The following is a 26,698-nucleotide window of genomic DNA, read 5'->3' on the forward strand; positions in this document are numbered from 1 at the left end:
AAGTGGGAACCGATTTTTCGGCGAAGATCATGCTCCAATAAGGTGCGGTTGCCATGGCAGCCTTATGGGGTTAACGGGTGCGCTGCAAAAGCGTGCCTTCGGACAGCAGGGACTGGACTATGGGCAAGGTAACAGGCTTTCTCGAGATCGACCGGCAGGTGCACAAGTACCAGCCGGCCTCCGACCGCATCCGGCATTTCCGCGAATTCACGCTGCCGATGTCTGACAAGGAGGTTGAGAAACAGGCCGCGCGCTGCATGGATTGCGGTATTCCGTTCTGCCATGGGCCGACCGGCTGCCCGATCCACAACCAGATCCCGGACTGGAACGACCTCGTCTACAATGGCGACTGGGACAGCGCGATCCGCAACCTGCACTCGACCAACAATTTCCCGGAGTTCACCGGCCGCATCTGCCCCGCGCCTTGCGAGGAAGCCTGCACGCTGAATCTCGAGGACATTCCGGTCGCCATCAAGACGGTCGAGCAGGCGATCGCCGACAAGGCATATGAGACCGGCCACATCCGGCCCTATCCGCCGGAGAAGAAGACCGGCAAGCGCGTTGCCGTCATCGGCTCAGGCCCGGCCGGCATGGCAGCGGCGCAGCAGCTCGGCCGCGCCGGTCATGACGTGCATGTCTATGAGCGCGAAAGCCGCCCCGGCGGGCTGATGCGCTACGGCATACCGGACTTCAAGATCGAGAAGCACTATATCGACCGGCGCATCGAGCAGATGCAGGGCGAGGGGGTGACCTTCCATTGCGGCGTCAATGTCGGCGTCGACATGAAAGCGGCCGATCTGCTCGGGGAATTCGACGCCGTGCTCTATTGCGGCGGGTCGGAGACGCCGCGTCCGGCCGGCATTCCGGGCAGCGATCTCAGCGGCGTCTATGACGCCATGCCCTATCTGGTGCAGCAGAACCGTCGCGTCGGCGGCGAGCCGATCCAGTCGGTGGCCTGGCCCTCGCACCCGATCATTGCCGGTGGCCAGCATGTCGTGGTCGTCGGCGGCGGCGACACCGCGTCCGACTGCATCGGCACCGCCTTCCGCCAGGGCGCGGTGCGCGTGACGCAGCTCGACATCCGCCCGCAGCCGCCGGAGAAGGAAGACAAGCTTGCCGTCTGGCCCTACTGGGCGACGAAAATGCGCACGTCCTCCTCGCAGGCCGAGGGCGCCGAGCGCGAATTCCAGGTGGCGACGCTCGAGTTCATCGGCGAGGAAGGCCAGCTGACCGGTGTTCGCTGCTGCGAGGTCGACGACAAGCGCAAGCCGATCGCCGGCAGCGAGTTCGTCATCCGGGCCGATCTCGCCTTCATCGCCATCGGCTTCGCCGGTCCGGCGGGCGGCAGCCTGATGAAGGAGCTCGACGGCAAGATCAAAGTCGTCACCGACAGCCGCCGCTCGAACAATGTCGAGGCCAACGATCGCGACTACAGGACCAGCGTCGACAAGCTCTATGCGGCGGGCGACGTGCGCCGCGGCCAGTCGCTAGTGGTGTGGGCGATCCGCGAGGGCCGCCAGGCGGCGCGCTCGATCGACGAGGCGCTGATGGGATCGACGGTGCTGCCGCGGTAAGGCTTCAAAGCACTCACTGACCCGTAAGCTTCTTGAAGCGCCTAACCGACCAGCAGCTTTACCGCCCAGTAGAGGCCGATGGCCATCTGGATCGCGAACGCGGAAAATCGAGCCTTGACCGCGTTTGGACTTGTCGACGCCAGATGAATGGCCGACTGGATTAGCCGCGCGGCGATAAACCAGTATGCAAGGGGGTCGGTGATCCCCGTCCGCGAAGTCATCATGGCCACGCCCATGAGGCCACCGAATATCGGGAGTCCCTCAATGCAATTAGCGTGGGCTCGCGCAAGCCGCTGCAAAAAGGGCGAAAGACTTGCGTTATCCGGCGTGAAGCCATTTGCCGGGATGCGGCCGCTCACCACAAGATGGGTGCGCAGGATCTCCATCCATACAAGCAGGAGGAGGGTCCAAGTTACGAAGCCAAGCAAGGCATAGCCCGTCGCCGACATGTTCGCCCCCCTGTAATCCCAGCGGGATAGAACAATGCCATTGTTCGGCCTGGCGTGAAATCGCTTTCGCGCAGGACGATCTAAGGGTGATCTCATCCCGACGAATCCGATGGACGTCGATTAAGGGCTGGCGGGCGTGGAGTCCGACTCGACGGCTGCTGTCGCCGGCTGCGTCTTCGGCGGCCACGAAAAATCGTCGGCGCGGCCGGGCGAGGCGGCGGGCGCCTTGCCTTCGACGATCAGTTTTTCGCCTGGCAGGTTCGGATCGGCCCTGGCCGGCTGCGCGGCGCCGAGCAGCTCGGTGCCGCCGTCGAGCGCCGGGTCGCCGAGAAGCATCGGCGCGGTGCGGTCGACGATGACGGGCGCCGCGGCCGGCTTCGGCGCCTCAACCGGAGCTCCGGCCGGCGCCGACACGGTCGTGACGCTTCCCGGCGCCGCCAAGCCCAGGATCTTCGCCAGCGGCTTTTCCGTATAGAAGGCGAGCTTGCGCTTGCCGGCCTTTGTGACGTTGATGCCGTCATCGGAACGCAGGCGAACAGGCTGGCCGTTGATGTCCGGGCCGGAGGTGACGAAAGCGCCGTTCTCGTCGACGAAGCCGTCCCAGACGTCGACGAATTCGCCGCCATGCTTTTCGGCGACCGAATGGTAGATGTCGTTGAAGGCGAGCATGTCCGAGTTCATCTTCGACATACCGAAAGCCGGCATGCCGACCCACAGGAACGGCACCTTGGTGTCCTGGATGGCCTTGCCGAGCGCATCGGCGCGGCGCTCGTATTCCTTGGTCCAGTTCTCCGAGCGCGGCTGCTCGCGCACCTCGCCGACCCGCATCTGCTGGCGGTCATTGGAGCCCAGCATGACGATCACGGCCGACGGCTTCTCGGTCTCGATCAGCGACTTGATCTCGACCGGCCAGTTATAGAAATCGTCGCGAACGAAGCCCGACGACCCGTTGGCGCGGGCGACAATCCTGACGGCGGGATTGTCGGCAAAGGCGGTGTCCAGGCCCTCGGCCAGCCCGCCCGCCAGAAAATCGCCGACCACCAGCACGACATGGGCGTCGTTCGTCTTCTCGACGATCGGCGTTTCCGGCTCGGCCGGCGGGCGCGGCTTGGATTTCTTCTTCGGTTTCGGCCTTGATTTCTGGATTTCGAATGGTGGCTCGACGCGTTCGCTGCGGCGCGGGAACAGAAGGTCACGCAACGACCAGCCGCGGCTTTCCTCCTGCGCGAATGCCGGTGCGTGGAAAGCGCCCGCGGCAGTGACGACGAGCACGGCCAGGGCGAGAAACAGGATCGGCGCCCGGCGAATGCCCTGCCTGATACGCGCAACCGAAACCAAACACCTCTCCATCCCTTGGCGCATGACCGAAAGACGTGGGAAAGTCATGCGCAAGCCGAAGCGCTACAGCATCCTTGCCGTCTTTGAGAGGATGCTGGCGCTTCCCCAGGCTTTACTGCTTGCGGAGCCATTTGAGCACTTCCAGGCTCGGATAGCCATCCTGGTTCAAGCCGACCTTGGCCTGGTAGGCCATGATGGCGGCTTTCGAGCCATCGCCGATCTTGCCGTCGAACTTGCCGTCATAGTAGCCGTGATCTGAAAGCCGCTTCTGCAGTTCCTGCCGTTCCTCGAAGCTGAGCTTGGTGAAAGGCCGCTGCCAGTCCTGAACCAGGCCGGTGCCGCCGGCGATCTCGTCGGCCAGAAGGCCCACGGCCAGAGCGTATTTGTCGGCGTTGTTGTAGGCCTTGATGACAGAGAAATTCCTGATCATCAGGAAGGCGGGTCCACCTCGGCCGTCCGGCACTTTCAACGTCGCCTTGTCGGTCAGGTTCTTGAACGGCTTGCCGCTGGCCCTGACGACGCCGAGCGCCTGCCATTGGGCGATCGTCTTTGCGCCGCCGGGCAATTTGCCGGCTGGTATGGAGACCTCATAGCCCCAGGTCTTGCCGGCCTGCCAGCCGTTCTTCTTGAGCAGATTGGCGGAGGTCGCCAGCGCGTCGGGGATCGAACTCCAGATGTCGCGCTTGCCATTGCCGTCCATGTCGACCGCATAGCGCTGGTAGCTGGTGGGGATGAATTGGGTCTGGCCCATCGCACCTGCCCAGGAGCCCATCAGATGGCTTTCGTCGATGTCGCCGGTCTGCAGGATCTTCAAGGCCGCGATCAGTTGGGTGCGGGCATATTTCGACCGCTTCGGATCGCCATAGGCAAGCGTCGCCAGCGAGCGGACGACGTTGCGCATGATGTCGTCGCGCTTGAGCGTCTCGCCATAGTTCGATTCCATCGACCAGATGGCCAAAAGGATGTTGCGGTCGACACCGAACCGCGCCTCGATGCGATCGAGCCACGGCCTCCATTTCTTCGCCATCGCCTGGCCGTTGGCGACTGCCTGGTCGTGCACGCGGTTGTCGAAATAGTCCCAGGCGGGCGCGGTGAATTCCGGCTGGGTGCGGGCCTTTTCCAGCACGACCGGGTCGGGCTCGATGCCTCTCATGGACCGATCGTAGACCGCGCCCGAAACGCCGCCCGCCACCGCGGTTGCGCGGAAATCCGAGACCCACTGGCGGAATCCGGCATCGGCGAAAGCGGGTCCGGCGGGCATCAGCAAGGCCAGCGTGAGGCCGGCGGCCGTCGCCAGTGCCGTCAGGCGCCTCGCGGTGTTGCGAACGGACATCATTTCCTCCTTCGTCAAATCAGGAAGATCATTCAACGCCGAACCGGGTTAGCATTTGGTTTACCATAGGTCCCGCGGGGAACGAAAAGAGGTGTCGCGGCTTTTAGTTCTCACGTTCACTGCTCGCCCTTAATCCAACATTCCGGCGTGAAAATGATTTCCGTCGGGAAATGTTTGGGGGATTGCGGAGCGTGCCGCCGAGCGGATAATTGGCTGAAACGCAGGGGGTGTCAGCATGAAGCGCGTTCGCAAGGCAGTTTTCCCGGTCGCCGGCCTCGGCACGCGGTTTCTTCCGGCCACCAAGGCCATCCCGAAGGAAATGCTCACCGTCGTCGACCGGCCGGTCATCCAATATGTGGTCGATGAGGCACGTGAGGCCGGCATCGAGCATTTCATCTTCGTGACCGGACGCAACAAGGCGGTCATCGAGGACCATTTCGACGTCCAGTTCGAGCTGTATGACACGCTTGCCCAGCGCGGCAAGGACGATCAGCTCGCCCGCCTGCAGCGGCTTCAGCCGGCGCCGGGACAGACGAGCTTCACGCGCCAGCAGGTGCCGATGGGCCTTGGCCACGCCGTCTGGTGCGCCCGCGAGCTGGTCGGCGAGGAGCCGTTCGCCTTGCTTTTGCCGGACATGATCATGCAGTCGGAAAAGAGCTGCACGAGGAGTATGGTCGAACTCTATGCCGAGACCGGCAACAATATCGTCGCCGTGCAGGAATGCGATCCGGCGGAAGCGCATAAATACGGCATCGTCGGCCGCGGCGAGGACGCGCATCACGGCTTCCGCATCACCGGCATGGTGGAGAAGCCGAAACAGGGGACCGCGCCCTCCAATCTTTACATCAACGGCCGCTACATCCTGCAGCCGGAAATCTTCGGCATCCTGGAGAGCCAGGAGCGTGGCGCCGGCAACGAGATTCAGCTGACCGACGCGATGCTGAAGCTGGAGAAAGAGCAGCCCTTCTACGGCTATCACTACAAGGGGCGCACGTTCGATTGCGGCTCGCCGGAAGGTTTCGTCGAGGCCAATGTCGCCTTCGCGCTCTGGCGTAGCGACATGAACGGAAGCATGGCCGGCGTCATCCGCACGCTGCTGGACGAGGTGCGGCCGGTAGAGCGGCGCGGCGCCGCGTCCTAGCCTATGCCGATATTCAGGTGAGGCCGGTCTGCGAACGGCAGTTTCCTGCGCTTCCGGTGCTCACGTACTTTGAGTACGCTCCGCTCCGGTTCTCGGAAGCCACCGTTCTCGACTCGGCCTGACCTGAATCTCGGCATAGGCTTGGCGGTTGCTGCCCTTCAGCGCTGGACCTTCAGGCCGAGATAGACACTGTTGGTCGTATAGTCCCGGCCAGGCAGATTGCTGGTCAGCTTCTCCGTCCTTACCCTGGTGGTGACCCCGGCATAGCGGTTCAACCACCAGGTCAGCCCGGCCTCGGCGCTCAGGATCAAATCGTGGCCGTCGGAGCCGGTGTAATCGCGCCAGTCGAGGCCGAGCGCCGAGTTCGCCGTCAGATTGGCGCGGATCTGGCGCTCGCCGGTCAGACGGCCGGAGTAGAGGATATCGCCGCTCTCATTAGCCGTCGTGGTTGTTTCGACCCTGGTCTTGCCGGTCAGGCCTATAGTGGTGCCGCGCTCGGGCGACCATTTGAGGTCGGCATCGATGCTCGGACCCGCTACCGCCGGAAGGCGGTTGTCGTCGATCGCCTCGCGCAGCCAGCCGACGGAAAATTCGCCGGACAGCTTCTCGCCCATGTCGAGCTCGAGCCCGGCGCGCGCGCCAAGCCTGGTCGAGGATCGCTTGAAGCCGTCGGTGTCGACGCGCAGGTCATAGAGGCGCCGCCCGGCCTCGACTTCCGTGAACGGCGTCAGCGCCGGCGAAATCTCGTAGCCGGTGCGCAAGATTGCGGTGTAGAGCGTGGAGTCGCGGTCCTTCTGTGAAACGGTGGTGCCGTCGGAGAGCTCGGCATCGCCGTAGAAATCATGCGAGACCGCGCCGGTCAGCGCGTAGCGCATCTTGCCGACGCTCTTTTCGAGACCGACGCTGCCGTCGACGGTCTGGCGCAGCGGCTGTTGGGTGACACCGGCGATCGCATCCGGCGAGGAGGCCGATTCCGGCGCGGCCTCGTAGCCCAGCTTGGCGATGGCGCGCAGCTCGTTGTCGAGGTCGACATTGAGCTGGCCCTCGATACGGGCCTGCGCGTCGTTGATCTTCTGGCCAGAGACGGTGTTGCGGAACTGGCCGTAGCCGGTGATCAAAGCCGAATTCTCGCGCCAGTCGGAGGTCGCGGTGAAGCGCAGCGCCGTCTCGGACAGAACCGCCGATTTGCCGGTGCTGCTGGAATCGGCGTTGGAGGTCGCGGTGAAGCCCTGCTCGAGTGTCGGCCGGAAGAGAAAGGTGCCGACCTTGATGCCCGGCGCGGCGAAGGGATCCTCCTCCGGCTTGACTTTCCGGCCTTCGATGGAGGCGGTGCGCTCCTGACCGGGGTCCAGCTTCTGCTTGTCGACGCTGTCGATGGTGACGGCACGGCGGTTGCTGCCGTCTTCATCGCCGGTGGCGGTGGCGTCGGTCCGGTTGCCTGTGCCGGCGGTCGCGGCGGTGGTCGTGCTGTCCGTCGCTTCGCCGGTTTTCTTCTTGGCCTTTTTCTTGTCGGCGGTTTTGGCACCGGCCTTGGCGTCCTGAGCACGCTGCTTTGCCGTCGAAGGTCGGCGGGGTTTTACCAGAGCCTTCGTGTCGGCCAATGGATCGTCCGTTGCCTGCGGCTGATCGAAGATGCTGTCCGTCGCGCCCGCCGTCTGATCGTCATCGGGAACGGCGCCGGGGCTTGACGGCTGGTAGGTCGTCGATGCCGTGTCCTGGACGGCAGCGGCGGCGGGCGGGGTCTGCCCCTGCGATCCCTGCGCCCGCCTGGCCTTGCGCTGCTGGTCGGCGAGTATGGCCGATTCGGAGACCTCGCCGCGCAGCTCGGTTTCCTGCGAGAATGCCGGCGCGGGACGCAGCAAGGCAAGCGCGCTTGCCGTCAGCAGCAGTGCTGCAACGGCAAGGCTTTTCCGACCGATTTTCGTTTCTGGCTGGCCCCCGGACATCGTCACCACTGCTTGCGCGGCGCGGTTGCGCCATCCTTACCGAACCGTAAATGCGGATGGTTAACGGAGGGTTGAGAGAGCCGCCTCTGGGCTCCCAATCGGAGGTTGAAGGCAATTCCGTTGGACAGGGGCGCGGCAAAGCGCTAATCGCTTGCGCCATGCATGCGGGGTCCCCAGAAAGAAAGCAGCCGGACAGGCAGGCCGTGATCGAATCGGCGCTGAGAACGGTGGCGACGGAGCAGACCGGCGTGGCGGCCCTGGCCGCCGCGCTCGCAAACGGGCTGACCGAGCCTTTTGCCGCCGCGATCGACCTGATCTCGCGGATCGAGGGCCGCGTCATCGTCACCGGCGTCGGCAAGAGCGGCCATATCGGCGCCAAGATCGCCGCGACGCTTGCCTCGACCGGCACGCCAGCCTTTTTCGTCCATCCCGCCGAGGCCAATCACGGCGATCTCGGCATGATCGCCAAGGACGACGCCATCATCGCCATGTCGTGGTCGGGCGAAAGCAAGGAATTGATGGGCATCGTCGCCTATTCGAGGCGTTTTTCCATCCCGCTGATCGCCATTACTTCCGGCGAGAGCTCGGCGCTGGCGCGTGCGGCAGATGTGGTCTTGCTGCTGCCGGTCGTGCCCGAGGCTTGTCCGCACGGGCTGGCTCCGACGACATCGACGCTTCTCCAACTCGTACTGGGCGACGCGTTGGCCATCGCTCTGCTCGAAGCGCGGGGCTTCACGCCGGATCACTTCCGAACCTTGCACCCCGGCGGGCAGCTTGGCGCCAACCTGACCCTGGTGTCGGAGATCATGCGGACCGGCGATCAGGTGCCGCTCGCCCTGCTCGGCACCAAGATGCCGGAAGCGGTGATGACGCTGTCGCAGAAGAAAGTCGGGTGCGTCTGCATTGTCGATGCGAGCGGCAAACTGGTCGGGATCGTGACCGACGGCGACGTTGCACGCAATCTGCATCGCAATCTGGCCGACGTGACCGTCGATGAGGTCATGACCCGCACGCCCAAGACGATCGATCCGCAGACGCTGGCGGGCACGGCGATCGCCATGCTCAACGAGCACAATATCGGCGCGCTGGTCGTGACCAAAGACAAAATGCCGGTGGGCGTAGTTCACTTCCACGACCTGCTGCGCATTGGCGCAGCCTAGCCACGCACTTTTCCAGGAATTGCCTTAGTCTCAGCCCGTCCGATACCTGTCTCGGTTCAAGCCGCCTCGACCGTCAGCTCCAGGTCGGTGTCGGCGGCGCCGACAACGCGCACTTGCGTGCCGGCAGGGAGGTCAGGACCGGAAACGCGCCACAGCGTGTCGCCGAGCTTGATGCGGCCGCGGCCGTCCTTGATCGGCTCGGCCAGCGTCGCCAGCTTGCCCACCATCTGCGCGCCGCGGCGGTTGAGCAGCGGCTGGTCGGCATCGTCGTGGCGGCCGGCCATCAGTTTCTTGCCGACGAAAGCCGAGATCAGCGACAGGATCAGGAACGCCAGCACCTGCACCTGCCAGGTCCAGAAAGCGGCGTCCCATATCGCCAGCGACACGGCGCCGACGATGAGCGCGGCGATGCCGATCCACAGCATGAAGACGCCCGGCGCGACGATCTCCATCACCAGGAGCACGAAGCCCAGAACCATCCAGTTCCACGGGCCGAGTTCGGAAACGATACGGTCGAACATGGGAGCAGCCTCCTATGATCTCAGGTTTCGTTCGGCCGAACCAGCGGCGGGCGTGCGGCCTGCCGCTGCGCGCCGGCCGTACCTTCACTCCTGAAAACTTCCTTGGCGATCTCGCCGATGCCGCCGAGCGTTCCGATCAGCGACGAGGCTTCAAGCGGCATCAACACCACCTTGCTGTTCGTGGCCGAGCCGATCCTGGTCAACGCCTCGGTATATTTCTGGGCGATGAAGTAGTTGAGCGCCTGCACGTCGCCCTTGGCGATGGCTTCCGACACGACCTGCGTCGCCTTGGCCTCCGCTTCGGCCGAGCGCTCGCGCGCCTCGGCGTCGCGGAAGGCTGCTTCCCTGCGGCCCTCGGCCTCGAGGATCTGCGACTGCTTGAGGCCTTCGGCGGCCAGGATCTGGGCGCGCTTGTTGCGCTCGGCCGTCATCTGGCGGCCCATCGATTCGATCAGATTGGCCGGCGGATTGATGTCCTTGATCTCGACGCGGGTGATCTTGATGCCCCACGGATGCGCCGCCTCGTCGACGACGCGCAACAGGCGCTCGTTGATGGCGTCGCGGTTGGACAGCAATTCGTCGAGGTCCATCGAGCCCATGACGGTACGGATGTTGGTCATGGTCAGGTTGAGAATGGCGTTCTGCAGCCCGGCCACCTGATAAGCGGCCTGCGCGGCATTGAGGATCTGGTAGAAGGCGATGCCGTCGACACCGACGATGGCGTTGTCGCGAGTGATGATCTCCTGCGTCGGCACGTCGAGCACCTGCTCCATCATATTCATCTTGGCGCCGACGCGTTCGAAGATGGGGTTGATGATGTTCAGGCCAGGCGTCAGCGTCTTGGTGTACCGGCCGAAGCGTTCCACCGTGTAATTATAACCTTGCGGCACCGTCTTGATGCCTTTGAAAAGAAGGATGATGACCAAGAAGACAAGAACAATGATGGCAATATCGAAACCGCTGAAGCCCATTTCGTTTCTCCCTCAAAAGGCGGCGACCTCACGGAATCACTTAAGTGTGTTTCCGCAGCGTTACAATCAGGTGATCGGGAATATTGGTTAGCGAAGGCTTTTGCGCACCGGTTTCGAGCCTGTCGGTGAAACCGGTCACACCCAGCCGGAAAGCTCGCGCCGCGCCAGCGCTTCGATGACCGCCATGCCCTCGACGCTGTCGTTGAGGCAGGGGATGTGGGCAAAATTCTCGCCGCCGGCGTGATGGAAGGTTTCGGCGGCCTCGCGGCCGATCTCGTCCAGCGTCTCGATGCAGTCGACGGAGAAGCCCGGATTGACGATGGCGATCGATTTCACGCCGTCCTTGGCCAGTTGCTCGACGGTGACATCGGTGTAAGGCTGCAGCCATTCCTGCGCGCCGAAACGCGACTGGAAGGTGGTGATGAGCTTGTTCTCGTCCCAGCCGAGCCTTGCCCGCAGCAGCCGCGTGGTCTCCAGGCAATGCGTCCCGTAGGGATCACCCTTGTCGGAATAGGGCTTGGGGATGCCGTGATAGGAGGCGATCACCACCTCCGGCACGAAATCGAGGGTCGCCAGGTGCTGCTCGATCGAACGCGCAAGCGCGTCGATATAGACCGGTTCGTCATAATAGGGCGGCACGCTGCGGATCGCCGGCGCGCGCCTGATCTTCATCAGCGCGCGGAACAGCTGGTCGTTGGCGGTCGCCGTCGTCGTCGCCGAATATTGCGGATAGAGCGGAAAGGTGAGGATGCGGTCGCAGCCCTGGTCGACCAGCTTCTGAGTGACGCTTGCCGTCGAGGGATTGCCGTAGCGCATCGCCCAGTCGACCACCACATCGGGCAGGTCGGTAAGTGCGGCGGCCAGCTTCTGACCTTGAGCGCGGGTGAAAGTGCGCAGCGGCGACTCGTTCATCTCCCGGTTCCAGATACGGGCGTAGTTGGCGCCGGATTTTTTCGGCCGGGTCGTCAGCACCAGTCCATACAGGATCGGATACCAGATCGCCTTGTTGAGCTCGATGACGCGCGGGTCGGAGAGGAATTCGCGCAGGTAGCGCCACATCGGCCGGAAGTCTGTGCCGTCGGGCGTGCCGAGATTGACCAGCAGGACGCCGATCTTGCCCGGCCTGACCGGCGCGGCATGCGCCGGCGGCAGGCCGACGGCCTTTGCGGCTTTGGCATCGGTGGGGTCGGCAACGGTCATCAACAATCTCCGGTAGCGCCGCGGAACCTAGCGATGCCCTGCCGGTTTTCAATGCTGCGTCTGGCCGCACCTTATCGCGTCAGGACCTCAAAAAGGAACACCCGCCCGGTTGCCCGGACGGGTGCGATCAGTCCCGGCCCGAGCGTTACTTCGCGGCAGGCGGAATGGTCAGCGTCGCGCCGAGCGGCAGGCGCCGCGGCTTAAAGTCCTTGTTGGCTTCGGAGATGAGCTTCCACTTGGTGGCGTCGCCATAGGCTTTCTTGGCCAGGTCCCAATAGGTATCGCCGGCGGCAACGGTGTGGCTGGTCTCGGCCGGTTTCGCTTCGGCCTGCGTTGCCTGCGCCGGCTTGGCCGGCTCGGCTGCGGGAGCAGGCGTTGCCGGGGCGGTCTCGGCGGGCTTTGCCGGTTCCGCGGCCGGCGCCGCGGGCGCGCTCTCTGCCGGCTTCGCGGTCTCGGTGGGCGCGGCCGGAGCGGTTTCAGTAGAAACCGCCGGCGGCGTGCCGGCAATGTCGCTGGAACCGGAAGGCGGAGCGGGCATGGCGGGCTCGCCGCTTGCCGGCGACGTCTCGGCTGGTTTTGCTGCCCCGTTCGCAGGCGCCTGGGTGGCGGGGGCGGTCTCGGCAGGCTTCGCCGGTTCCGCAGGCTTGGCCGGCTCGGCCGCCGCCGTCGTTGCCGCAATCTCGGTGATGCGGCCGTCGAGCTTCGGCGTGTAGGGACGGCGGGCGCCGAGGTAGTCGGCCACCACTTGCTCCAGGCCGGGGCCGTAGTCATAGGCGTCGGTCGCCTTGTCGGCGAAAACCTTGTAGCCGTCGCCGCCCTGGCGGACGTAGTTGTTGGTGGCGACGAGGTACTGCTTGTCCGGGCTGATCGGCGTCCAGGCGCCGTTCTCCATCACCTCGACCGATTTGACGCGGCCGGCATTGGCCGCGACGGATCTGTCAAAGGAGTATTTGATGCCGGCAACCTGCGGGAAGCGGCCGGCACCGTCCTCGATCTGGCTGAGGCCGTTTTCAAGGCCCGCAACCAGGTCCTTGCCCGAGATCTTGAAAGTGGCCAGCGTGTTCTGGAACGGCAGCACGGTCAGTACCTCGCCCATAGTCACTGTGCCCTGGTCAATCGAGGCGCGCAGGCCGCCGCCATTGGAGATGACGATTTCGACGCCCTGGCCCTTGGTGCGGTCGAGAATGGCGTCGGAGACGAGATTGCCCATCTCGCATTCGCGCGCGCGGCAATTCTCGCGGCTGCCGTCGATGGCCTTGGTGGTCTCGGCCACCTCTTTGTTCTTCAGCGCCTCGATGGGCGCGCCGAGCTCCTTGATGCGGGCAAGAACGGCGGGATCGGGGGTGATCGACTTGTCGAGATAGATCGGCGCGCCGCTCGCCTCCTTGACGACGCCGTTGTCGTCGAACACGACCTTGAACTCGCCGAGATATTTCGAATAGGACGCCGCCTGCACCACCGGCACCTTGTAACCGTCGGGGTTGTCGACCATCGTCGGGTATGGTCCCTCGGCCTTCGGATCGGTGTTCGACAGAAGGGTGTGGCTGTGGCCGCCGACCACCACGTCGACACCCGGGATTTTCGCTATGACGTCGCGCTCGCGCCTGTAGCCGATATGGGTGACCGCGATGATCTTGTTGATGCCTTGTGCCTTGAGCTTCTCGACCTCGGCCGTGATCGACTTGACATCGTCGGCGATGGCGATGTTCGGGCCGGGCGAGGCGAGTTCCGGCGTGTCGTTGGTGACGGCGCCGACGATGCCGATCTTCTGGCCACCGACCTCGACGACGATCGAAGGCTTGATCTTGTCCTTGGCGCCGGACTTGTCGTTGGGCACGACATTGGCGCTGACGATCGGGAACTTCGCCTTGTCGAGATAGGGAACCAGCGCGGTCTCGCCGTCGTCGAACTCGTGGTTGCCGAGCGTTACCGCGTCGGGCTTGATCTGATTGAGGAATTCCTCTTCCGCCGCACCCTTGTAGGTGATGTAGAACAGCGATCCCTGGAAGCTGTCGCCGGCATTGAGCAGCAGCACGTTCTGGCCTTCGAGCTTCTTGCGCTCCTGAGCGATCGCCGTGATCAGCCGGCCGGCGCCGCCGATGCATTCGCCCTTGGTCTCTTCGTCGGCGGAGCAGGTCGACTCGTATTTGTTGTTGCCTTCGATGCGGCTGTGCCAATCGTTGAAATGCAGGATGTTCAGCGTGTAGTCGGCAAAAGACGCGCCTGCCGACAGGCCGAGCGCCGAGGCCGACAGGGCTAGGATCGCGGCAATCTTCTTCATCATCGTCTCCCGGATAAGCTGACTTCGAATATGCTTAACGCCTTCGCTTGACTGAAAAATAACAGTCAGCTCCGGTCATGTTCACATCGGGTTCCGGTCGATGCAAGCACAAATCAGGGAGATGTTTGCCGGCACAAAAAAGGACGGCGGCTTGCGCCGCCGGCCCTGTCGGCTGACGATTTGCGAACGCTCAAGCCCGACGCGTCAGCACGAAATTCTGGCCGCTGGCGCTGGTGCAATTGAGCTGGCTGATGGAGATCATCAGGCAGTTGAAGCTGACCGGCGTCTGGCGGATCAGCGAGGTGCCGTGGATCTCGACCGAGGTCGCTCCGGTCATGGTGTAGCTGCCTTCCGACAGCTTCTGGCCGGTGTCGGTAGCGACGGTGGTGAAGCTGCCCGCCGCGAAGGTCGACAGGCCGGTGCCCTTGGCGTCGATCCAGTTGCCCTCGACGCCCTTCGGCGCCGCCATCGAAGGCTGGTCCGCGGGGCCGGTGGTGGTGCAGGCGGCCGCAGCCAGAAGGCTTGCCGCGGCGCCTGCCGAAAACAGTTTGCGCGCAATGGTCATTTTGAAAATCCTCTCCTCAGTCCGCCGATACTCAATCGCCCGATTTCCGGGCGATTGCAAGGCGCAGAGGGAGAGCGTCTCCACCGTTTCGCGGAAACGGCGAACCGCTCTATCCCCTTGTTTTCACACAAATCCGGACGGAAAACCGTTTCACACTTTTCCTCGAATTGCTCCGGTAGGTCCGGCTGCTATCGGACCAGAATGTTGCGGAACTGCCACGGGTCGTCCTTGTCCAGGTCCTCGGGGAAGAGACCCGGCCGGTTATCCAGCGGCGTCCAGTCGGTGTAGTAGCCCCTGACCGGCCCGAGATAGGGAAGTTGCACTTCGAGGCAGCGCCGGTAGTCCATCTCGTCGGCCTCGACGATGCCGGCGGTCGGGTTCTCCAGCGCCCAGACCATGCCGGCGAGCACAGCCGAGGTCACCTGCAGGCCGGTGGCGTTCTGGTAGGGGGCGAGCTTACGCGCCTCGGCCAGCGACAGCTGCGAGCCGTACCAGTAGGCGTTCTTGTCGTGGCCGTAGAGCAGCACGCCGAGCTCGTCGACGCCGTTGACCAATTCGTTCTCGTCGAGCACGTGGTGGACGGGCTGCGACTTGCCGGCGGCGCCGAACATCTCGTCCAGCGACAGCATGGCGTCGTTGCAAGGATGGTAGGCGTAGTGGCAGGTCGGGCGATACTGGACCTTGCCCTTTTTCGAGCGCACGGTGAAGAAGTCGGCGATCGAGATCGACTCGTTATGCGTCACCAGCAGGCCGTATTGCGGGCCGGGCGTCGGGCACCAGCTGCGCACGCGCGTGTTGGCGCCGGGCTGTTCCAGATAGATCGCCGCCTTGGAGCCGTGCTTGTGCTTCTTGCCGTTCTTCGGCATCCAGTTTTCATGCGTGCCCCAGCCGAGCTCGGCCGGTTGCAGGCCCTCCGAGATGAAGCCTTCGACCGACCAGGTGTTCCAGAACACGTTCATCGGCTTCGGCTTCTTCGTGCGCTGGGTGTCGCGCTCGGCGATATGGATGCCCTTGACGCCGGCCTTCTTCATCAGCCTGGCCCAGGCCTCGCGGTCTTCCTGCGCGGGCTCGGAAAACTCGAGACCGAGATCGGTGGCGAGGTTGACCAGCGCCTTCTTGACGAACCACGAGACCATGCCGGGATTGGCGCCGCAGGTGGAGACCGCCGTCGGACCGCCGGGCTTGTCTTGCTTTTCTTTGATCATCGCCTCGCGCAGCGCATAGTTGGTGCGGCTGGCATTGTCGGCCTCGGTGTCGAAATAGAAGCCGAGCCACGGCTCGACGACGGTGTCGATGTAGAGCACGCCGAGCTTGCGGCACAATTTCATCAGGTCCACCGAGCCGGTGTCGACCGACAGGTTGACGCAAAAGCCCTGGCCGCCGCCATTGGTCAGAAGCGGCGTCAGCAGCTTCTTGTAATTCTTCTCGGTCACCGCGTCCTGCATGAAGGCGATGCCGCGCTCGTCGAGCAGCTTGCGGTCGGTGTCGCGCGGGTCGATGACCGTCATGCGCGACTTGTCGAACTTGAAATGGCGCTCGATCAGCGGCAGCGTTCCCCGCCCGATCGAGCCGAAGCCGATCATCACGACGGGACCGGTGATTTCACCGTAAACGGGCCAGTTTTCATTCGCCATTTTTTCGCACACTCCTTCAAACACGCGCAAAGCCGGGCCCTTTGCCCGACGGCCAAGCGCTACAACCACAGATCATTGTCATAAACCAGCGAAAAGCACCAATCGCCGGCCAGGCCAGACTGGAACCTTGGTTAAGGCGTGCAGGCCATGCCGCTGAGGAATTCGACCAGCCGGTCGCGGTCCGCGGTCAGGCCCTTGTAGTCGAGTTGTTGCTGGTCGAGAGCCAGGAGCTGCTCCGCGAAGGAGACGGCCAGGGCTGCCCGGTCAGGATGGCGAATGAGCAGCTTAAGCGGATCGAGATGGATGCGGATGGTGAAGAGGATGTCGCGCGACCGGGGAAGCTTGCGCAGCGTCTGGCGTTCGACGCGGATGAAGGCGTGGGCGTCGACATCGCCGTCGGCGAAGCGGCTCGGGCGGTTCGTGGCGCGGTCGATGCGTTCGACATTGGAGAGCGGATGATAGAGCGCATCGCCGGCCTGGATCGACCAGTTGAAGCGCTCGACCGCCTGGCCCTGCAGGCCGTCGAACATGCGGTTGATGAGCTCGGCCGGCCGCGTGCCGGGTCCGAATCCAGGCACCGGTTTGTGAATCTCCTGCAATGGCTTGCCGAATTTTTCCTGCAGCGACCAGGACGAAGGGAAGCAGAGCGAGCCGGCGGCGAGCCGCCAGCCGTGCTCGCCGCGGCGCATCAGGATCAGATCTTCCTGGACGAGCAGCGAAGCCTTGGCCAGCGGCGCCTCGCGCAGGGCAGGAGGCAGCCTGTCGCTTGCCATCTCGAAACCGATCGGCTCGACATCCTCTCCGTTGCGACGATGGGTGCCGGGATGCGCGGCTTCGAGATGCGCAACGAGCAGGTCCAGCACTTCGCGCTGAGCCTCGCTTGTGCCGTCTTCCTCGACAAAGACCTTTTCCGGGATTTCCGCATAGAGCCGTTGCTTTTCGGCCAGATGCGGCAGCAGCAATTCATCGACCTCGATCCAGCGGTCGAAGTCGAGCGGTTTCAGCCCGATGGTGAAGAGTTTCGAGGACCCGTCATAGGGCGTGTGGGTCGGCTGGCGGATGATCATGCCTGTTTGGGTGCTATCCAGTTTATGTCTCCGGCGCGGTCAGCCAAGCCGCGCCGGGATCAGCCCGCGCAGCGAGTTGCCGACGAAGATCGCCTTCGCCGCCTTCAGATCGTCGAAGCTGTAGATCGCTTCCACGGCGCGGCCTTCGTCCAGAAGCGCGCCGCGCAATATTCCAGGCAAAAGGCCGCAGTCGAGCCGAGGCGTGGCAAGCGGGCCGTCGCCGAAGTCGGCGAAGAGATTGGTGATCGTGCCCTCGCAGAGCTCGCCGCGCTCGTTGGCCAAAAGCACTTCGTCGGCGCGGGTGGCGAGATATTCGGCGCGCGCCTGCGTGTAGACCTGGCGCAGGCTTGTCTTGTGGCGCAACAGCTTGTTGGCCGAATCGAGCCGTATTCGCGCCAGCTGCAGCCGCCAGACCTTGTCGGCGGGCAGCGGTTCATAGACTTGAGCCGCGGCCGTCGCTTCGCCATTGCGCCGCAAGGCAAGGCGCACGCGCAAGGCAACTCCGTGTCCGCTAACGGTGTTCGAAAGCATTTCGCCGATCCGTTCAGGATCGCAGACGAAGCCGAGTTCGGCGGCGGACGCATAAAGTCTCGCAAGGTGGCGCTCGAAGCGCAGGAAGCCCGAGCCAGGCTCCCAGCGCATGGTCTCGATCAGCTCGAAGCCGGCACCGTTCCTGTCGCGAAGCGGGCTTTCAACAGGCACTCCCGATACTCCTCTTCGGCGGTGGAATCGAAGACGACGCCGCCGCCGACATTGTAGACGGCCTCGCCGTCGGCAAAGAGCGAAATGGTGCGGATCGCCACCGAAAAGCGCATCCTGCCGCCCGGCGCGATCCAGCCGATGGCGCCGCAATAGACGTCTCGCGGCGCGTCTTCCAGTTCGTGCAGGATTTCCATGGCGCGGATTTTCGGCGCGCCGGTGATCGAGCCGCAAGGGAAGAGCGCGGCGAAGACCTGGCGGATGCCGATGTCGGGCAAAAGCCGCGCCCGCACGCGGCTGACCATCTGGTGCACCGTCGGATAGGTCTCGATGCGGAACAGTTCCGGCACGTCGAGCGTGCCGACTTGGCTGATCAGCGAGATGTCGTTGCGCAAAAGGTCGACGATCATCCGGTTCTCGGCCTGGTTCTTCTCGTCGTTGCGCAGGAAGGCCTTCAGCCGGGCGTCTTCGGCCTTGGTCGCGCCGCGCGGCGCGGTGCCCTTCATCGGATGCGTCTCGATCATGCCGTCGGCATCGATCTCGAAGAACAGTTCGGGCGAGCGCGACAGGACGATCGGATCGCCGAGCGAGACCAGCGCGCCGTATTTCACCGGCTGGCGTTCGGTGAGCGCGTCGAAGGCCGCAAGCGGATCTCCGGACCACTGCGCACGGACCGGAAAGGTGAGGTTGCCCTGATAGCAATCGCCCTTGCGGATGTGGTTGTGAAGGCGCGCGAAGCGGCCGGCATAGTCCTCGGCCGACCAGGCTGCGCGGGCATCGAAGATTGGACCATTGCTGGCTGACGCCCGTGACTGCGGGACCTCCTCCTCGTCCGGCGCATCGAATACGCCGAGGCAAACCAACGGCGCGCGGCGGCCATCGGGCAGCAGCGGCACCAGTTTCGGCTCGAGCAGGTAACCTGCTTCGTAGGAGAAATAGCCCGCCAGCCATTTGCCGGAGTCGGAGGCGGCCTGGGCCCTTTCAAGCGCAGGCCCGAACTCTTCAGCCTCGTGCGCGACGATGATCTCATCCGGCCGATCGAAGACCAGCTGACGAGCGGTCGCGTCGTTGCGGAAAATGGCTGCGGGCAGGGACATGAGCCTCGGATGCGGACAATTCAGCCGACCGCTCTATATGGGGGTTCGGCGTGGCGCAATCGAGGGAACGGCGTCGAACGGCGTAAAGGCGGCTGGGCCAAAACAAAGACGGCGCCCGTGAGGACGCCGCCTTGCTTCAACAACCGGATTGTTCAGCTGTTGCTTGCGGTTCCGGCCGTCGGGAACTGGCGGGCGAATTCGGCCTCGTTGCCGGCGGCCAGCAATTTCGCCTGCTCGATCCATTTTTCGCGCGCGATGCGGCCGTCGAAATTGAGCACCTCCTCGATGCGTTTGACGTCGGCGGCGGTCCAGGCGGCGATCTGGGCGTAGGTGGTGACGCCCTGGCCTTTGAGCAGCCTTTCGTTGACCGGACCGATGCCGATGAGGCGGCGCAGATTGTCGGCCTTGCCGGGCGCTGCCGCGGGCGCTGCCGCCTTCTTCGGCGCGGCGGCTTTGGCCGCCGGCTTCGGTGCCGCTGCAGTCTTCGTTGCGGTCGGCTTCTTTGCAGCGGCGGGCTTTGCGGGCCCGGCCTTTGCCGCCGCCGATGTCGTCGACATCAGCGCCGACGGCGCCGGCGTGGCGGCCTTGTCGGCACCGGCCTTGGCGGAAGGCGTATCGCGCAGCCGGCTTTCGAGATCGGCGCGGGCACGGCCGCTGGCGTCGAGCTCGCCCTTCAACCGATCGCTGTCGGCGCGCAGCCTGTCGCGCTCGCTTCGCGTGCGGTCGAGATCGCCACGCACGCTGTCGAGTTCGGCGCGCAGACGGCCCCAGATGAACCAGCCGACCAGGATACCCACAACGAACCCCAGGAGCATGTAGAAAAAAGTGCTCATTTCCCTCTCCAGTCCGATCTGTCGGCCGAGGCCCGGAAAGGCGAGCTCACGGCAGGGATCGTCAAAGGTTCCGTGATCGGCGCAATCGCCGGCTTCAATCGAGCCATCGGCGTTGGCCTTGTCCGAAGCCGACGGCCGTCATCGCATTCGCCGTGGCGGCGCGACCAGCCATCTCTGGCCTGCGCGATGCGTCCGGCTGAGCTTGAGGCCGGACGCTATCATATGGCTTGTCGAAAGCCAGTTGAAAAATGCGCCGGAGAGTTATTCAAGAACAGCTATTTAGGGCAAGAATAGATTCTTGCTAATATGCGTTGCGGCTAAACTATTACGGTCGATGCCTGCGCCGTTGCTGTCGTCAATTGTCGAGCGCCTCCAATTCGTCGATCAGCGAACCGATCACGCCAAGGCCGATCTGCCAGAAAGCGGGATCGGTGGCGTCGAGGCCGAAGGGCGCCAGAAGCTCCGAATGATGCTTCGTACCGCCGGCGCGCAGCATCTCGAAATACTTCTCCTGAAATCCGCGCTCGGCATTCTGGTAGACGGCGTAGAGCGAATTCACCAGGCAATCGCCGAAGGCATAGGCATAGACGTAGAAAGGCGAGTGGATGAAGTGCGGGATGTAGGTCCAGAAGACCTCGTAGCCCTCGCGCAGCTTGATCGCGGGCCCCAGGCTCTCGGCCTGCACCTCCAGCCAGAATTCGCCGAGCCTGTCTGAAGTCAGCTCGCCGTTCTTGCGCTCGGCATGCACCTTGCGCTCGAACTCGTAGAAGGCGATCTGGCGCACGACGGTGTTGATCATGTCCTCGACCTTTTGGGCGAGCATGGCTTTGCGCTCGCGGCGGTCAGCGGTCTGCTCGAGCAGCGAACGGAAGGTCAGCATCTCGCCGAAGACGGAGGCGGTCTCGGCCAGCGTCAGCGGCGTCGAGGCCATCAGCGCGCCCTGGCCGGCGGCCAGCACCTGGTGCACGCCATGGCCGAGCTCATGCGCCAGCGTCATCACATCGCGCGGCTTGCCCATGTAGTTCAGCAGCACATAAGGATGCGCCGACGGCACCGTCGGATGGGCGAAGGCGCCGGGCGACTTGCCCGGCCGCACCGGCGCGTCGATCCATTTGCGATCGAAAAAGCCGCGGGCGATCTCGGCCATGTCGGGCGAGAAGCGCTGATAGGCGGAAAGCACCGTGTCCCTGGCGTCGTCCCAGCGGATCACCGCCTGCGGCGTCTCCGGCAGCGGCGCGTTGCGGTCCCAATGGTTCATCACCTCCATGCCGAGCCAGCGCGCCTTCATCGCGTAATAGCGATGCGACAGCCGCGGATAGGCCTCGCGCACGGCCGCGGCCAGCGCGTCGACGACGTCGCGCTCGACGCGGTTGGCGAGGTGGCGCGAGTCGGCGATGTCCTGGAATCCGCGCCAGCGATCGGAGATTTCCTTATCCTTGGCTAAGGTATTGGTGATGAGGGTGAAGGTGCGCAGGTTCTTGCGGAAGGTCGCCGCGAGCGCCTCGGAAGCACGGCGCCGCACCTCGCCATTGGCATCCTGCAGTCGGTTCAGCGCCGGCTCGAGCGTCAGCTCCTCGCCGTCGACGTCGAAGCGCAGGTCGGTCATCGTCTCGTCGAACAGGCGGTTCCAGGCGCCCCGCCCAGTGACCGACTTTTCGTGGAACAACTGCTCGACGCGATCCTCAAGCTGGTAGGGCTTGTCCTTCCTGAGGTCGAGCACCCAAGGCCGGTAGTGGCCGAAGTCCTTGTCGGCGGCCAAGGCGTTCTCGATCGCCGCATCGTCGATCAGGTTCAGCTCGAGCGCGAAGAACAAGAGATGGGCGCTGGCGTCCGTCATTTTTTCCTGGACGTCGCCATAGAGCTTGGCGCGCTGCGGATCGGCGGTGTTGCCGGCATAGACGAGCCCGGCATAGGAGACGATGCGGCCGATCAGTTCCTCGAGCGCCTCATAGGTTTTCAGCGCCTCGCCAAGCCGGCCGGCGCCGCCGCGCCCGGCCTCGGTGGCCAAAGTGCCCTTCCAGTGGGCTTCGAAGGCAATGGCGTCGCTGGCCGCCTTGGCGATGTCGCGCTTCAACTCGGGCGCTTCCATGCCCGAATAGAGATCGGCGAGATTCCACTCCGGCAAGTCGCCAAGCTCCGCCGCGCCCTGGCCGGACGCTGGGGCCGCAAGCCGCCGGCCAAACATCATGCGCATCGACAATACCTTCTTTGAACCAAGGCCAGAATCAAAGGGAAAGGAGAAGCCGGTCAAATCCTAAGCAATTCGTTCACCGGGTTTTTTGAAACCTTATTTAGAACCCTGTGCCAAGATGATCCATGGGATTTTCTCGGGCGGACAACTCAAACAGTCATGACAGGTTCCATACTCATAGTCGATGACGATCCGGTGCAGCGCAGGCTGGTCGAGGCCGCGTTGACCAAGTTCGGCCACACCGCGATCGTCACGGATAGCGGCGCCGCCGGCCTCGACGTGCTCGACGGGCCGAACGCGCGCGAGGTCTCCGTCGTCATTCTCGATCTGGTCATGCCCGGTCTCGACGGCATCGGCGTGCTGAAGGCGATGCGCGAGCGCGCCATCAACATTCCCGTCATCGTGCAGACCGCCCAGGGCGGCATCGAAACCGTCGTCTCGGCGATGCGGCACGGCGCCTTCGACTTCGTCGTCAAGCCGGCGTCGCCCGACAGGCTGCAGACCGCGATCTCCAACGCGCTCAAGGTGGAAGCCGTCGAGGACGAGATGAAGCGCGCTTCGCGGCGGCGCAGCGGCGGCCACCTCACCTTCAAGGACATGATCACGCGCAGCCCGGCAATGGACCGCGTGATACGCCTCGGGCAGAAGGCGGCGGCCTCCAACATCCCGATCCTGATCGAGGGCGAATCCGGCGTCGGCAAGGAGCTGGTGGCGCGGGCCATCCAGGGCAGCGGCGATCGTCGCTCGAAGCCCTTCGTCACCGTCAATTGCGGCGCTATCCCCGACAATCTGGTCGAATCGATCCTGTTCGGCCATGAGAAGGGCTCCTTCACCGGCGCAACGGACAAGCACATCGGCAAGTTCGTCGAGGCGAATTCCGGCACGCTGTTCCTCGATGAGATCGGCGACCTGCCGCTCGACGTCCAGGTCAAGCTTTTGCGCGCCGTGCAGGAAGGCGAGGTCGATCCTGTCGGCGGCCGCTCGACCGTCAAGGTCGATATAAGGCTGATCTCGGCCACGCACCGCAACCTTCTACAGCAGGTCAAGGACGGCAAGTTCCGCGAGGACCTATTCTACCGGCTGAACGTCTACCCGATCTTCGTGCCGCCGCTGCGCGACCGCCGCGACGACATTCCCTACCTGGTCCGGCATTTCATGGAAAAGGTCGCTCCGACAGATCCGCGCCGCCGCCTTGCCGGCATATCGGCCACGGCGCTTGCAATGCTGCAGGCCTATGACTGGCCGGGCAACATACGCCAGCTGGAGAATGCGGTGTTCAGGGCGTCGGTGCTTGCCGAGGGCGACGTGCTGACCGAGGAGGAATTCCCGCAGATCCGTGCGCAGGTGGAAGGAACGGTCAATCTCGGAGCGGAACCGGCATCCGCCATCGCCGATACGGTTGCGGACGCGACTCGGCAAGGGGATGAGACTGTCGCCGATGCTATGGGAGCCGGCTTGCCTGATGGCCAGGCGCCAGCCAGGCCGCAGCCGCGTTTCGGAACGCTCCGTGCGCTCGATGAGCGCGGCAATGTGCGGGCGCTGGCCGACGTCGAGCTCGAGATGATCAAGCTTGCGATCGACCATTACAACGGCCAGATGAGCGAAGTCGCCCGCCGTTTGGGCATCGGCCGCTCGACGCTCTACCGCAAGTTGAAGGAATATGGCATTGACCCCGAAGCTGGTCGCGTCGACCGGCTTGCCTCATGAGGGGCAAGCCTCGAACCAGCTTGCCTGCCTAAAATCCGAGTCAAATTGTCGCTTTTGACCTGAAAACGCTTGGTTTTTAGCGGTTGGCATTGCCGAGGATCACGCATTAACGCTAACGGTAACAGATCGTGTTCTGGGCGAGGCCGGATTCTTGATGTAAACCAGCAGTTTACCACGAAATGCTGTGCATCATTTTTGACGGGATATCGCCATGGTGTTACCGCATTTCGGCTTCAATAAACGATGATTAACCATTAGGATCGATATTCGGATGTGAAAACGACGCATCCGTTTGGTCAAATCCGGGGACAAACGGCAGCCTGCAAGGCCATTTGATTTGAACAAAGTCGAACGACACAACAACGGGCGGCATTTTCACATGAGCGTCTGGCCGAGGTGGCTGACGTTCGTGATTTTGGCCGTCGGTTTTCTGTCCGCGGCGACGTCGGGCGCCCGGGCCGAGGTTCGTACGCTCAAGCTCTATCACCTGCACACCCACGAGAAGGCCGAGATCGTCTACAAGCGCAATGGTCGCTACGATCCCGAAGGCCTGCGCAAGATCAACATCATCCTGCGCGACTGGCGCCGCAACGAGCCGACCAAGATGGACCCGCGGCTGCTCGACCTCGTCTGGGAAGCCTATCGCGAAAGCGGCGCGACCGACTATATCCAGGTCGTCTGCGGCTATCGCTCGCCGTCGACCAACGCGCTGTTGCGCTCGCGCAGCCGCGGCGTCGCCGAGAAGAGCCAGCACATGCTGGGCAAGGCGATGGATTTCTATATCCCAGGCGTGCCGTTGAAGAAACTGCGCAACATCGGCCTCAAGATGCAGGGCGGCGGCGTCGGCTATTACCCGACTTCCGGTTCGCCCTTCGTGCATATGGATGTCGGCAACGTGCGCCATTGGCCGGGCATCAGCCGCCAGGAACTGGTCAGCCTGTTCCCCAACGGCAAGACGCTGCATGTGCCGAGCGACGGACGCCCGCTGCCCGGCTATGAGCAAGCAGTGGCAGCGTATCAGGCCCGCAAGGGGGCCGGCACCCCGAACATCGAACTGGCCAGCGCCGGCGGCTCGACCAAGCGCTCCGGCGGCCTGCTCGCGGCCCTGTTCGGCGGCGGTGCCGACGAGGCCGACGACGCCGCCGACGAAAGTGCCCCGGCGCCCCAGCGGAAGGCCGTGAAGCAGGTTCAGGTCGCGAGCGCCGCCACGGCACGCGACAGCAATCTTCCGGGCATCGCGATTGTTTCGCCGAAGGATGCCAAGCGCGCCAGCATCCCGCAGATCGCGGATGACGGCGCCGACGAGCAACAGCAGGATACGCCGGAGACGATCATCGCCGCCCTGCCGCCCAAGGAAATCCCGCTGCCCGATTTCGCGCCGCGTCCGAAGGTTGATGTCGGCCAGCAGACGCCGCAGAACGTGCCGTTTGCCATGGCGGATGCCTCGGCGACGACGGAGCAGGCGGTTTCGACTGCGCAGGCGCCGGTGCCGGACAAAGTTCCGTTCGCCACGGCCAGCGCCGCCGAGGCCGCGGGCACCGATCCGGCCCAGGTAGCGGTCAACAACATCCCGCTGCCGACCTGGCGTCCCGACCGCTCGGCGACGCCGGCCGATCTGGCGCCGAAGGACAAGAGCGTGCTTCTGGCGCTGGCCGAAACGGCTTCGCAGGACAAGAGCGCGACCGACGCGTTCTCCGTGCTGCCGACCGCACGGCCGCAGCCCGGCAAGCAGGACGAGGTCAAAGCCGTCCTCGAACAGGCCAATGCCACCGTCGAGGCCGATGGCGTCGGCGGCGCCGAATATCAGCTTGCGTCGCTGACCGAGCCGGAGCCGCGCTCCGCATTCAACGATCCGTCGGGCGTCGATGCGGCCTCGCCGCGCCAGGCCATTGCCGCGCTCCCGGCCGGGAGCGATCCGGCGCAGGCGATTGGCGCCGGCGTGAAGACGACGGCCAAGGAAGCCAGGGCGTCAGCCCACGATCTGAAGCCCGGGCCCAAGGCCATGGTGGTGGCGACGCCGCCGCAAGCCGCGCGCTGGGCGTTGGGCAGCGGCGTCAACATTGCCACGGTATCCGACCCGACGACAGCGCCGCGCTATGCCTACAACATCGTGCATACGCCGCCGAGCGAAGTGTATACGGCCGGCTTCCAGGCGGATGGCGGGGTGCCGGACGCAAGCCGGTTCACGGGCAACGCGGTGAAGTTCCTCTCGGTCGCGCGCTTCCAAACGAAATAGGCGAGCCAGCGTGGCCGCTGAAAAGCCGCGTTGGCCCGCCAGCGCGGCTTTTGCTTTATGGGGCGGACCGATTACTTCTTGAGCTTGCTCGCCTCACGCGCCAGCGCCTCGATCTCGTCCCACTTGCCGGCCTTGATGAGATCGTCGGGCGCGACCCAGGAACCGCCGACGCAGATGACGTTGGGGAGGCTCAGATAGTCGGCGGCATTCTTGGCCGTGATGCCGCCGGTCGGGCAGAATCTCACGTCGGCGAGCGGCGAGGCGAAAGCCTTCAGCGAAGCGATGCCGCCGGACTGCTCGGCTGGGAAGAATTTCAGGAAACGCAGGCCGGCTTCGCGCGCGGCCATGATCTCGCCGGGCGTGATGGCGCCGGGCAGCAGCGGCACGGGGCTGTCCTTGGCCGCGTCGAGAAGCTGGCTGGTGATGCCGGGGCTGACGATGAATTTCGAACCGGCGCGGGCTGCTTCGTCGAACTGCTTGACATCGAGAATGGTGCCGGCGCCGACGATCGCCTCCTCGACCTCGGCGGCGACGCGGCGGATCGCTTCCAGCGCGTCGGCGGTGCGCAGCGTGATCTCGATCGCCGGCAGGCCGCCGCGCGACAAGGCACGGGCGAGCGGCACCGCGTCCGCGACATTGGCGATTTTCAGCACCGGGATGACCGGTTGACCGTTGAGAAGCGACAGGAGCTTTTCGGTCTTGCTGGTCATTTGCTGGTCTCCATTTCGATCGTTTTAAACCGATTAGCAGAAGGG

21 protein-coding genes are annotated in these 26,698 nt (G+C 64.2%); 5 read left to right on the plus strand and 16 right to left on the minus strand.

The window, feature by feature from the left end; translation table 11 throughout:
- Positions 1–119: 119 nt before the first annotated feature.
- The gene (locus LB515_RS11630; protein ID WP_224707795.1) at positions 120–1,574 is read left to right on the plus strand and encodes a glutamate synthase subunit beta; all 1,455 of its coding nucleotides are present in this window, start codon (positions 120–122) and stop codon (positions 1,572–1,574) included.
- A gap of 41 nt (positions 1,575–1,615) precedes the next feature.
- On the opposite strand, the gene LB515_RS11635 is transcribed toward LB515_RS11630, so the two are convergent.
- From LB515_RS11635 to LB515_RS11645, 3 genes are all read right to left on the minus strand, one after another.
- Positions 1,616–2,023 (minus strand): MAPEG family protein, encoded by a 408-nt coding sequence (locus LB515_RS11635; protein WP_224707796.1) that lies wholly within the window; start codon positions 2,021–2,023, stop codon positions 1,616–1,618.
- Positions 2,024–2,143: 120 nt separating this feature from the next.
- A complete protein-coding gene (locus LB515_RS11640; RefSeq protein WP_224707797.1) occupies positions 2,144–3,361 on the minus strand; it encodes a DUF459 domain-containing protein in 1,218 nt (405 codons plus the stop codon).
- Between the two features lie 112 nt (positions 3,362–3,473).
- Positions 3,474–4,694, minus strand: a complete 1,221-nt coding sequence (locus LB515_RS11645) for a lytic murein transglycosylase (RefSeq protein ID WP_224707798.1) — start codon at positions 4,692–4,694, stop codon at positions 3,474–3,476.
- A 235-nt stretch (positions 4,695–4,929) separates the two neighbouring features.
- Between LB515_RS11645 and galU the strand changes: the two genes are divergently transcribed.
- Positions 4,930–5,835, plus strand: a complete 906-nt coding sequence (gene galU, locus LB515_RS11650) for a UTP--glucose-1-phosphate uridylyltransferase GalU (RefSeq protein ID WP_140842140.1) — start codon at positions 4,930–4,932, stop codon at positions 5,833–5,835.
- Positions 5,836–5,993: 158 nt separating this feature from the next.
- Here the strand turns inward: galU and LB515_RS11655 are convergent, their stop codons facing one another.
- Positions 5,994–7,781 (minus strand): outer membrane beta-barrel protein, encoded by a 1,788-nt coding sequence (locus LB515_RS11655; protein WP_224707899.1) that lies wholly within the window; start codon positions 7,779–7,781, stop codon positions 5,994–5,996.
- Between the two features lie 158 nt (positions 7,782–7,939).
- Here LB515_RS11655 and LB515_RS11660 point away from each other — a divergent pair, with 158 nt between their 5' ends.
- On the plus strand, positions 7,940–8,941 hold the full coding sequence (locus tag LB515_RS11660; protein WP_095766328.1) for an SIS domain-containing protein: 1,002 nt from the start codon (positions 7,940–7,942) through the stop codon (positions 8,939–8,941).
- Positions 8,942–8,997: 56 nt separating this feature from the next.
- On the opposite strand, the gene LB515_RS11665 is transcribed toward LB515_RS11660, so the two are convergent.
- From LB515_RS11665 to LB515_RS11715, 11 genes are all read right to left on the minus strand, one after another.
- Entirely contained in the window at positions 8,998–9,462 is a 465-nt protein-coding gene (locus LB515_RS11665) for an NfeD family protein (protein WP_095766329.1), read from the minus strand.
- Between the two features lie 20 nt (positions 9,463–9,482).
- Positions 9,483–10,433 (minus strand): SPFH domain-containing protein, encoded by a 951-nt coding sequence (locus LB515_RS11670; protein WP_224543403.1) that lies wholly within the window; start codon positions 10,431–10,433, stop codon positions 9,483–9,485.
- Between the two features lie 135 nt (positions 10,434–10,568).
- Complete coding sequence (gene hemH / locus LB515_RS11675) at positions 10,569–11,633, minus strand: ferrochelatase (protein ID WP_224707799.1); 1,065 nt, start codon at positions 11,631–11,633, stop codon at positions 10,569–10,571.
- A 145-nt stretch (positions 11,634–11,778) separates the two neighbouring features.
- Positions 11,779–13,914, minus strand: coding sequence for a bifunctional metallophosphatase/5'-nucleotidase (locus tag LB515_RS11680; RefSeq protein WP_224707800.1), 2,136 nt, complete (start codon positions 13,912–13,914; stop codon positions 11,779–11,781).
- A 190-nt stretch (positions 13,915–14,104) separates the two neighbouring features.
- Positions 14,105–14,479 (minus strand): hypothetical protein, encoded by a 375-nt coding sequence (locus tag LB515_RS11685; RefSeq protein WP_224707801.1) that lies wholly within the window; start codon positions 14,477–14,479, stop codon positions 14,105–14,107.
- A 188-nt stretch (positions 14,480–14,667) separates the two neighbouring features.
- Complete coding sequence (locus tag LB515_RS11690; protein ID WP_224707802.1) at positions 14,668–16,113, minus strand: homospermidine synthase; 1,446 nt, start codon at positions 16,111–16,113, stop codon at positions 14,668–14,670.
- Between the two features lie 131 nt (positions 16,114–16,244).
- Complete coding sequence (locus tag LB515_RS11695; protein WP_224707803.1) at positions 16,245–17,180, minus strand: heme-dependent oxidative N-demethylase family protein; 936 nt, start codon at positions 17,178–17,180, stop codon at positions 16,245–16,247.
- A 39-nt stretch (positions 17,181–17,219) separates the two neighbouring features.
- Entirely contained in the window at positions 17,220–17,882 is a 663-nt protein-coding gene (locus LB515_RS11700; protein WP_224707804.1) for an aminotransferase class IV family protein, read from the minus strand.
- Positions 17,831–18,976: an aminodeoxychorismate synthase component I gene (locus LB515_RS11705; protein WP_224707805.1), complete on the minus strand. Its 1,146-nt coding sequence runs from the start codon at positions 18,974–18,976 to the stop codon at positions 17,831–17,833. The genes LB515_RS11700 and LB515_RS11705 overlap by 52 nt, the downstream gene beginning before the upstream one ends.
- 152 nt (positions 18,977–19,128) lie before the next feature.
- On the minus strand, positions 19,129–19,809 hold the full coding sequence (locus tag LB515_RS11710; protein WP_224707806.1) for a proton-conducting membrane transporter: 681 nt from the start codon (positions 19,807–19,809) through the stop codon (positions 19,129–19,131).
- A gap of 355 nt (positions 19,810–20,164) precedes the next feature.
- Complete coding sequence (locus LB515_RS11715; protein WP_224707807.1) at positions 20,165–22,003, minus strand: M3 family oligoendopeptidase; 1,839 nt, start codon at positions 22,001–22,003, stop codon at positions 20,165–20,167.
- Positions 22,004–22,159: 156 nt separating this feature from the next.
- On the opposite strand from LB515_RS11715, the gene LB515_RS11720 reads away from it, so the two are divergent.
- Entirely contained in the window at positions 22,160–23,707 is a 1,548-nt protein-coding gene (locus tag LB515_RS11720; RefSeq protein WP_224707808.1) for a sigma-54-dependent transcriptional regulator, read from the plus strand.
- Positions 23,708–24,086: 379 nt separating this feature from the next.
- Entirely contained in the window at positions 24,087–25,943 is a 1,857-nt protein-coding gene (locus tag LB515_RS11725) for a DUF882 domain-containing protein (protein WP_224707809.1), read from the plus strand.
- A gap of 71 nt (positions 25,944–26,014) precedes the next feature.
- On the opposite strand, the gene LB515_RS11730 is transcribed toward LB515_RS11725, so the two are convergent.
- Positions 26,015–26,653, minus strand: coding sequence for a 2-dehydro-3-deoxy-phosphogluconate aldolase (locus LB515_RS11730; protein ID WP_224707810.1), 639 nt, complete (start codon positions 26,651–26,653; stop codon positions 26,015–26,017).
- Between the last annotated feature and the right edge of the window lie 45 nt (positions 26,654–26,698).

Origin of the sequence: Mesorhizobium sp. CA15, from assembly GCF_020165215.1 — a bacterium.
GTDB lineage: Bacteria > Pseudomonadota > Alphaproteobacteria > Rhizobiales > Rhizobiaceae > Mesorhizobium.

Excerpts from the sequence above, each read along its gene's own strand:
- LB515_RS11645 (WP_224707798.1), bottom strand. The coding sequence starts at position 4,694 with ATGTCCGTTCGCAACACCGCGAGGCGCCTGACGGCACTGGCGACGGCC.
- LB515_RS11715 (WP_224707807.1), bottom strand. The coding sequence starts at position 22,003 with ATGCGCATGATGTTTGGCCGGCGGCTTGCGGCCCCAGCGTCCGGCCAG.
- LB515_RS11670 (WP_224543403.1), bottom strand. The coding sequence starts at position 10,433 with ATGGGCTTCAGCGGTTTCGATATTGCCATCATTGTTCTTGTCTTCTTG.
- galU (WP_140842140.1), top strand. The coding sequence starts at position 4,930 with ATGAAGCGCGTTCGCAAGGCAGTTTTCCCGGTCGCCGGCCTCGGCACG.
- LB515_RS11635 (WP_224707796.1), bottom strand. The coding sequence starts at position 2,023 with ATGTCGGCGACGGGCTATGCCTTGCTTGGCTTCGTAACTTGGACCCTC.
- LB515_RS11685 (WP_224707801.1), bottom strand. The coding sequence starts at position 14,479 with ATGACCATTGCGCGCAAACTGTTTTCGGCAGGCGCCGCGGCAAGCCTT.
- LB515_RS11720 (WP_224707808.1), top strand. The coding sequence starts at position 22,160 with ATGACAGGTTCCATACTCATAGTCGATGACGATCCGGTGCAGCGCAGG.
- LB515_RS11710 (WP_224707806.1), bottom strand. The coding sequence starts at position 19,809 with ATGAGCACTTTTTTCTACATGCTCCTGGGGTTCGTTGTGGGTATCCTG.
- LB515_RS11655 (WP_224707899.1), bottom strand. The coding sequence starts at position 7,781 with ATGTCCGGGGGCCAGCCAGAAACGAAAATCGGTCGGAAAAGCCTTGCC.
- LB515_RS11725 (WP_224707809.1), top strand. The coding sequence starts at position 24,087 with ATGAGCGTCTGGCCGAGGTGGCTGACGTTCGTGATTTTGGCCGTCGGT.
- LB515_RS11690 (WP_224707802.1), bottom strand. The coding sequence starts at position 16,113 with ATGGCGAATGAAAACTGGCCCGTTTACGGTGAAATCACCGGTCCCGTC.
- LB515_RS11695 (WP_224707803.1), bottom strand. The coding sequence starts at position 17,180 with ATGATCATCCGCCAGCCGACCCACACGCCCTATGACGGGTCCTCGAAA.
- LB515_RS11680 (WP_224707800.1), bottom strand. The coding sequence starts at position 13,914 with ATGAAGAAGATTGCCGCGATCCTAGCCCTGTCGGCCTCGGCGCTCGGC.
- hemH (WP_224707799.1), bottom strand. The coding sequence starts at position 11,633 with ATGACCGTTGCCGACCCCACCGATGCCAAAGCCGCAAAGGCCGTCGGC.
- LB515_RS11660 (WP_095766328.1), top strand. The coding sequence starts at position 7,940 with ATGCATGCGGGGTCCCCAGAAAGAAAGCAGCCGGACAGGCAGGCCGTG.
- LB515_RS11665 (WP_095766329.1), bottom strand. The coding sequence starts at position 9,462 with ATGTTCGACCGTATCGTTTCCGAACTCGGCCCGTGGAACTGGATGGTT.
- LB515_RS11630 (WP_224707795.1), top strand. The coding sequence starts at position 120 with ATGGGCAAGGTAACAGGCTTTCTCGAGATCGACCGGCAGGTGCACAAG.
- LB515_RS11730 (WP_224707810.1), bottom strand. The coding sequence starts at position 26,653 with ATGACCAGCAAGACCGAAAAGCTCCTGTCGCTTCTCAACGGTCAACCG.
- LB515_RS11705 (WP_224707805.1), bottom strand. The coding sequence starts at position 18,976 with ATGTCCCTGCCCGCAGCCATTTTCCGCAACGACGCGACCGCTCGTCAG.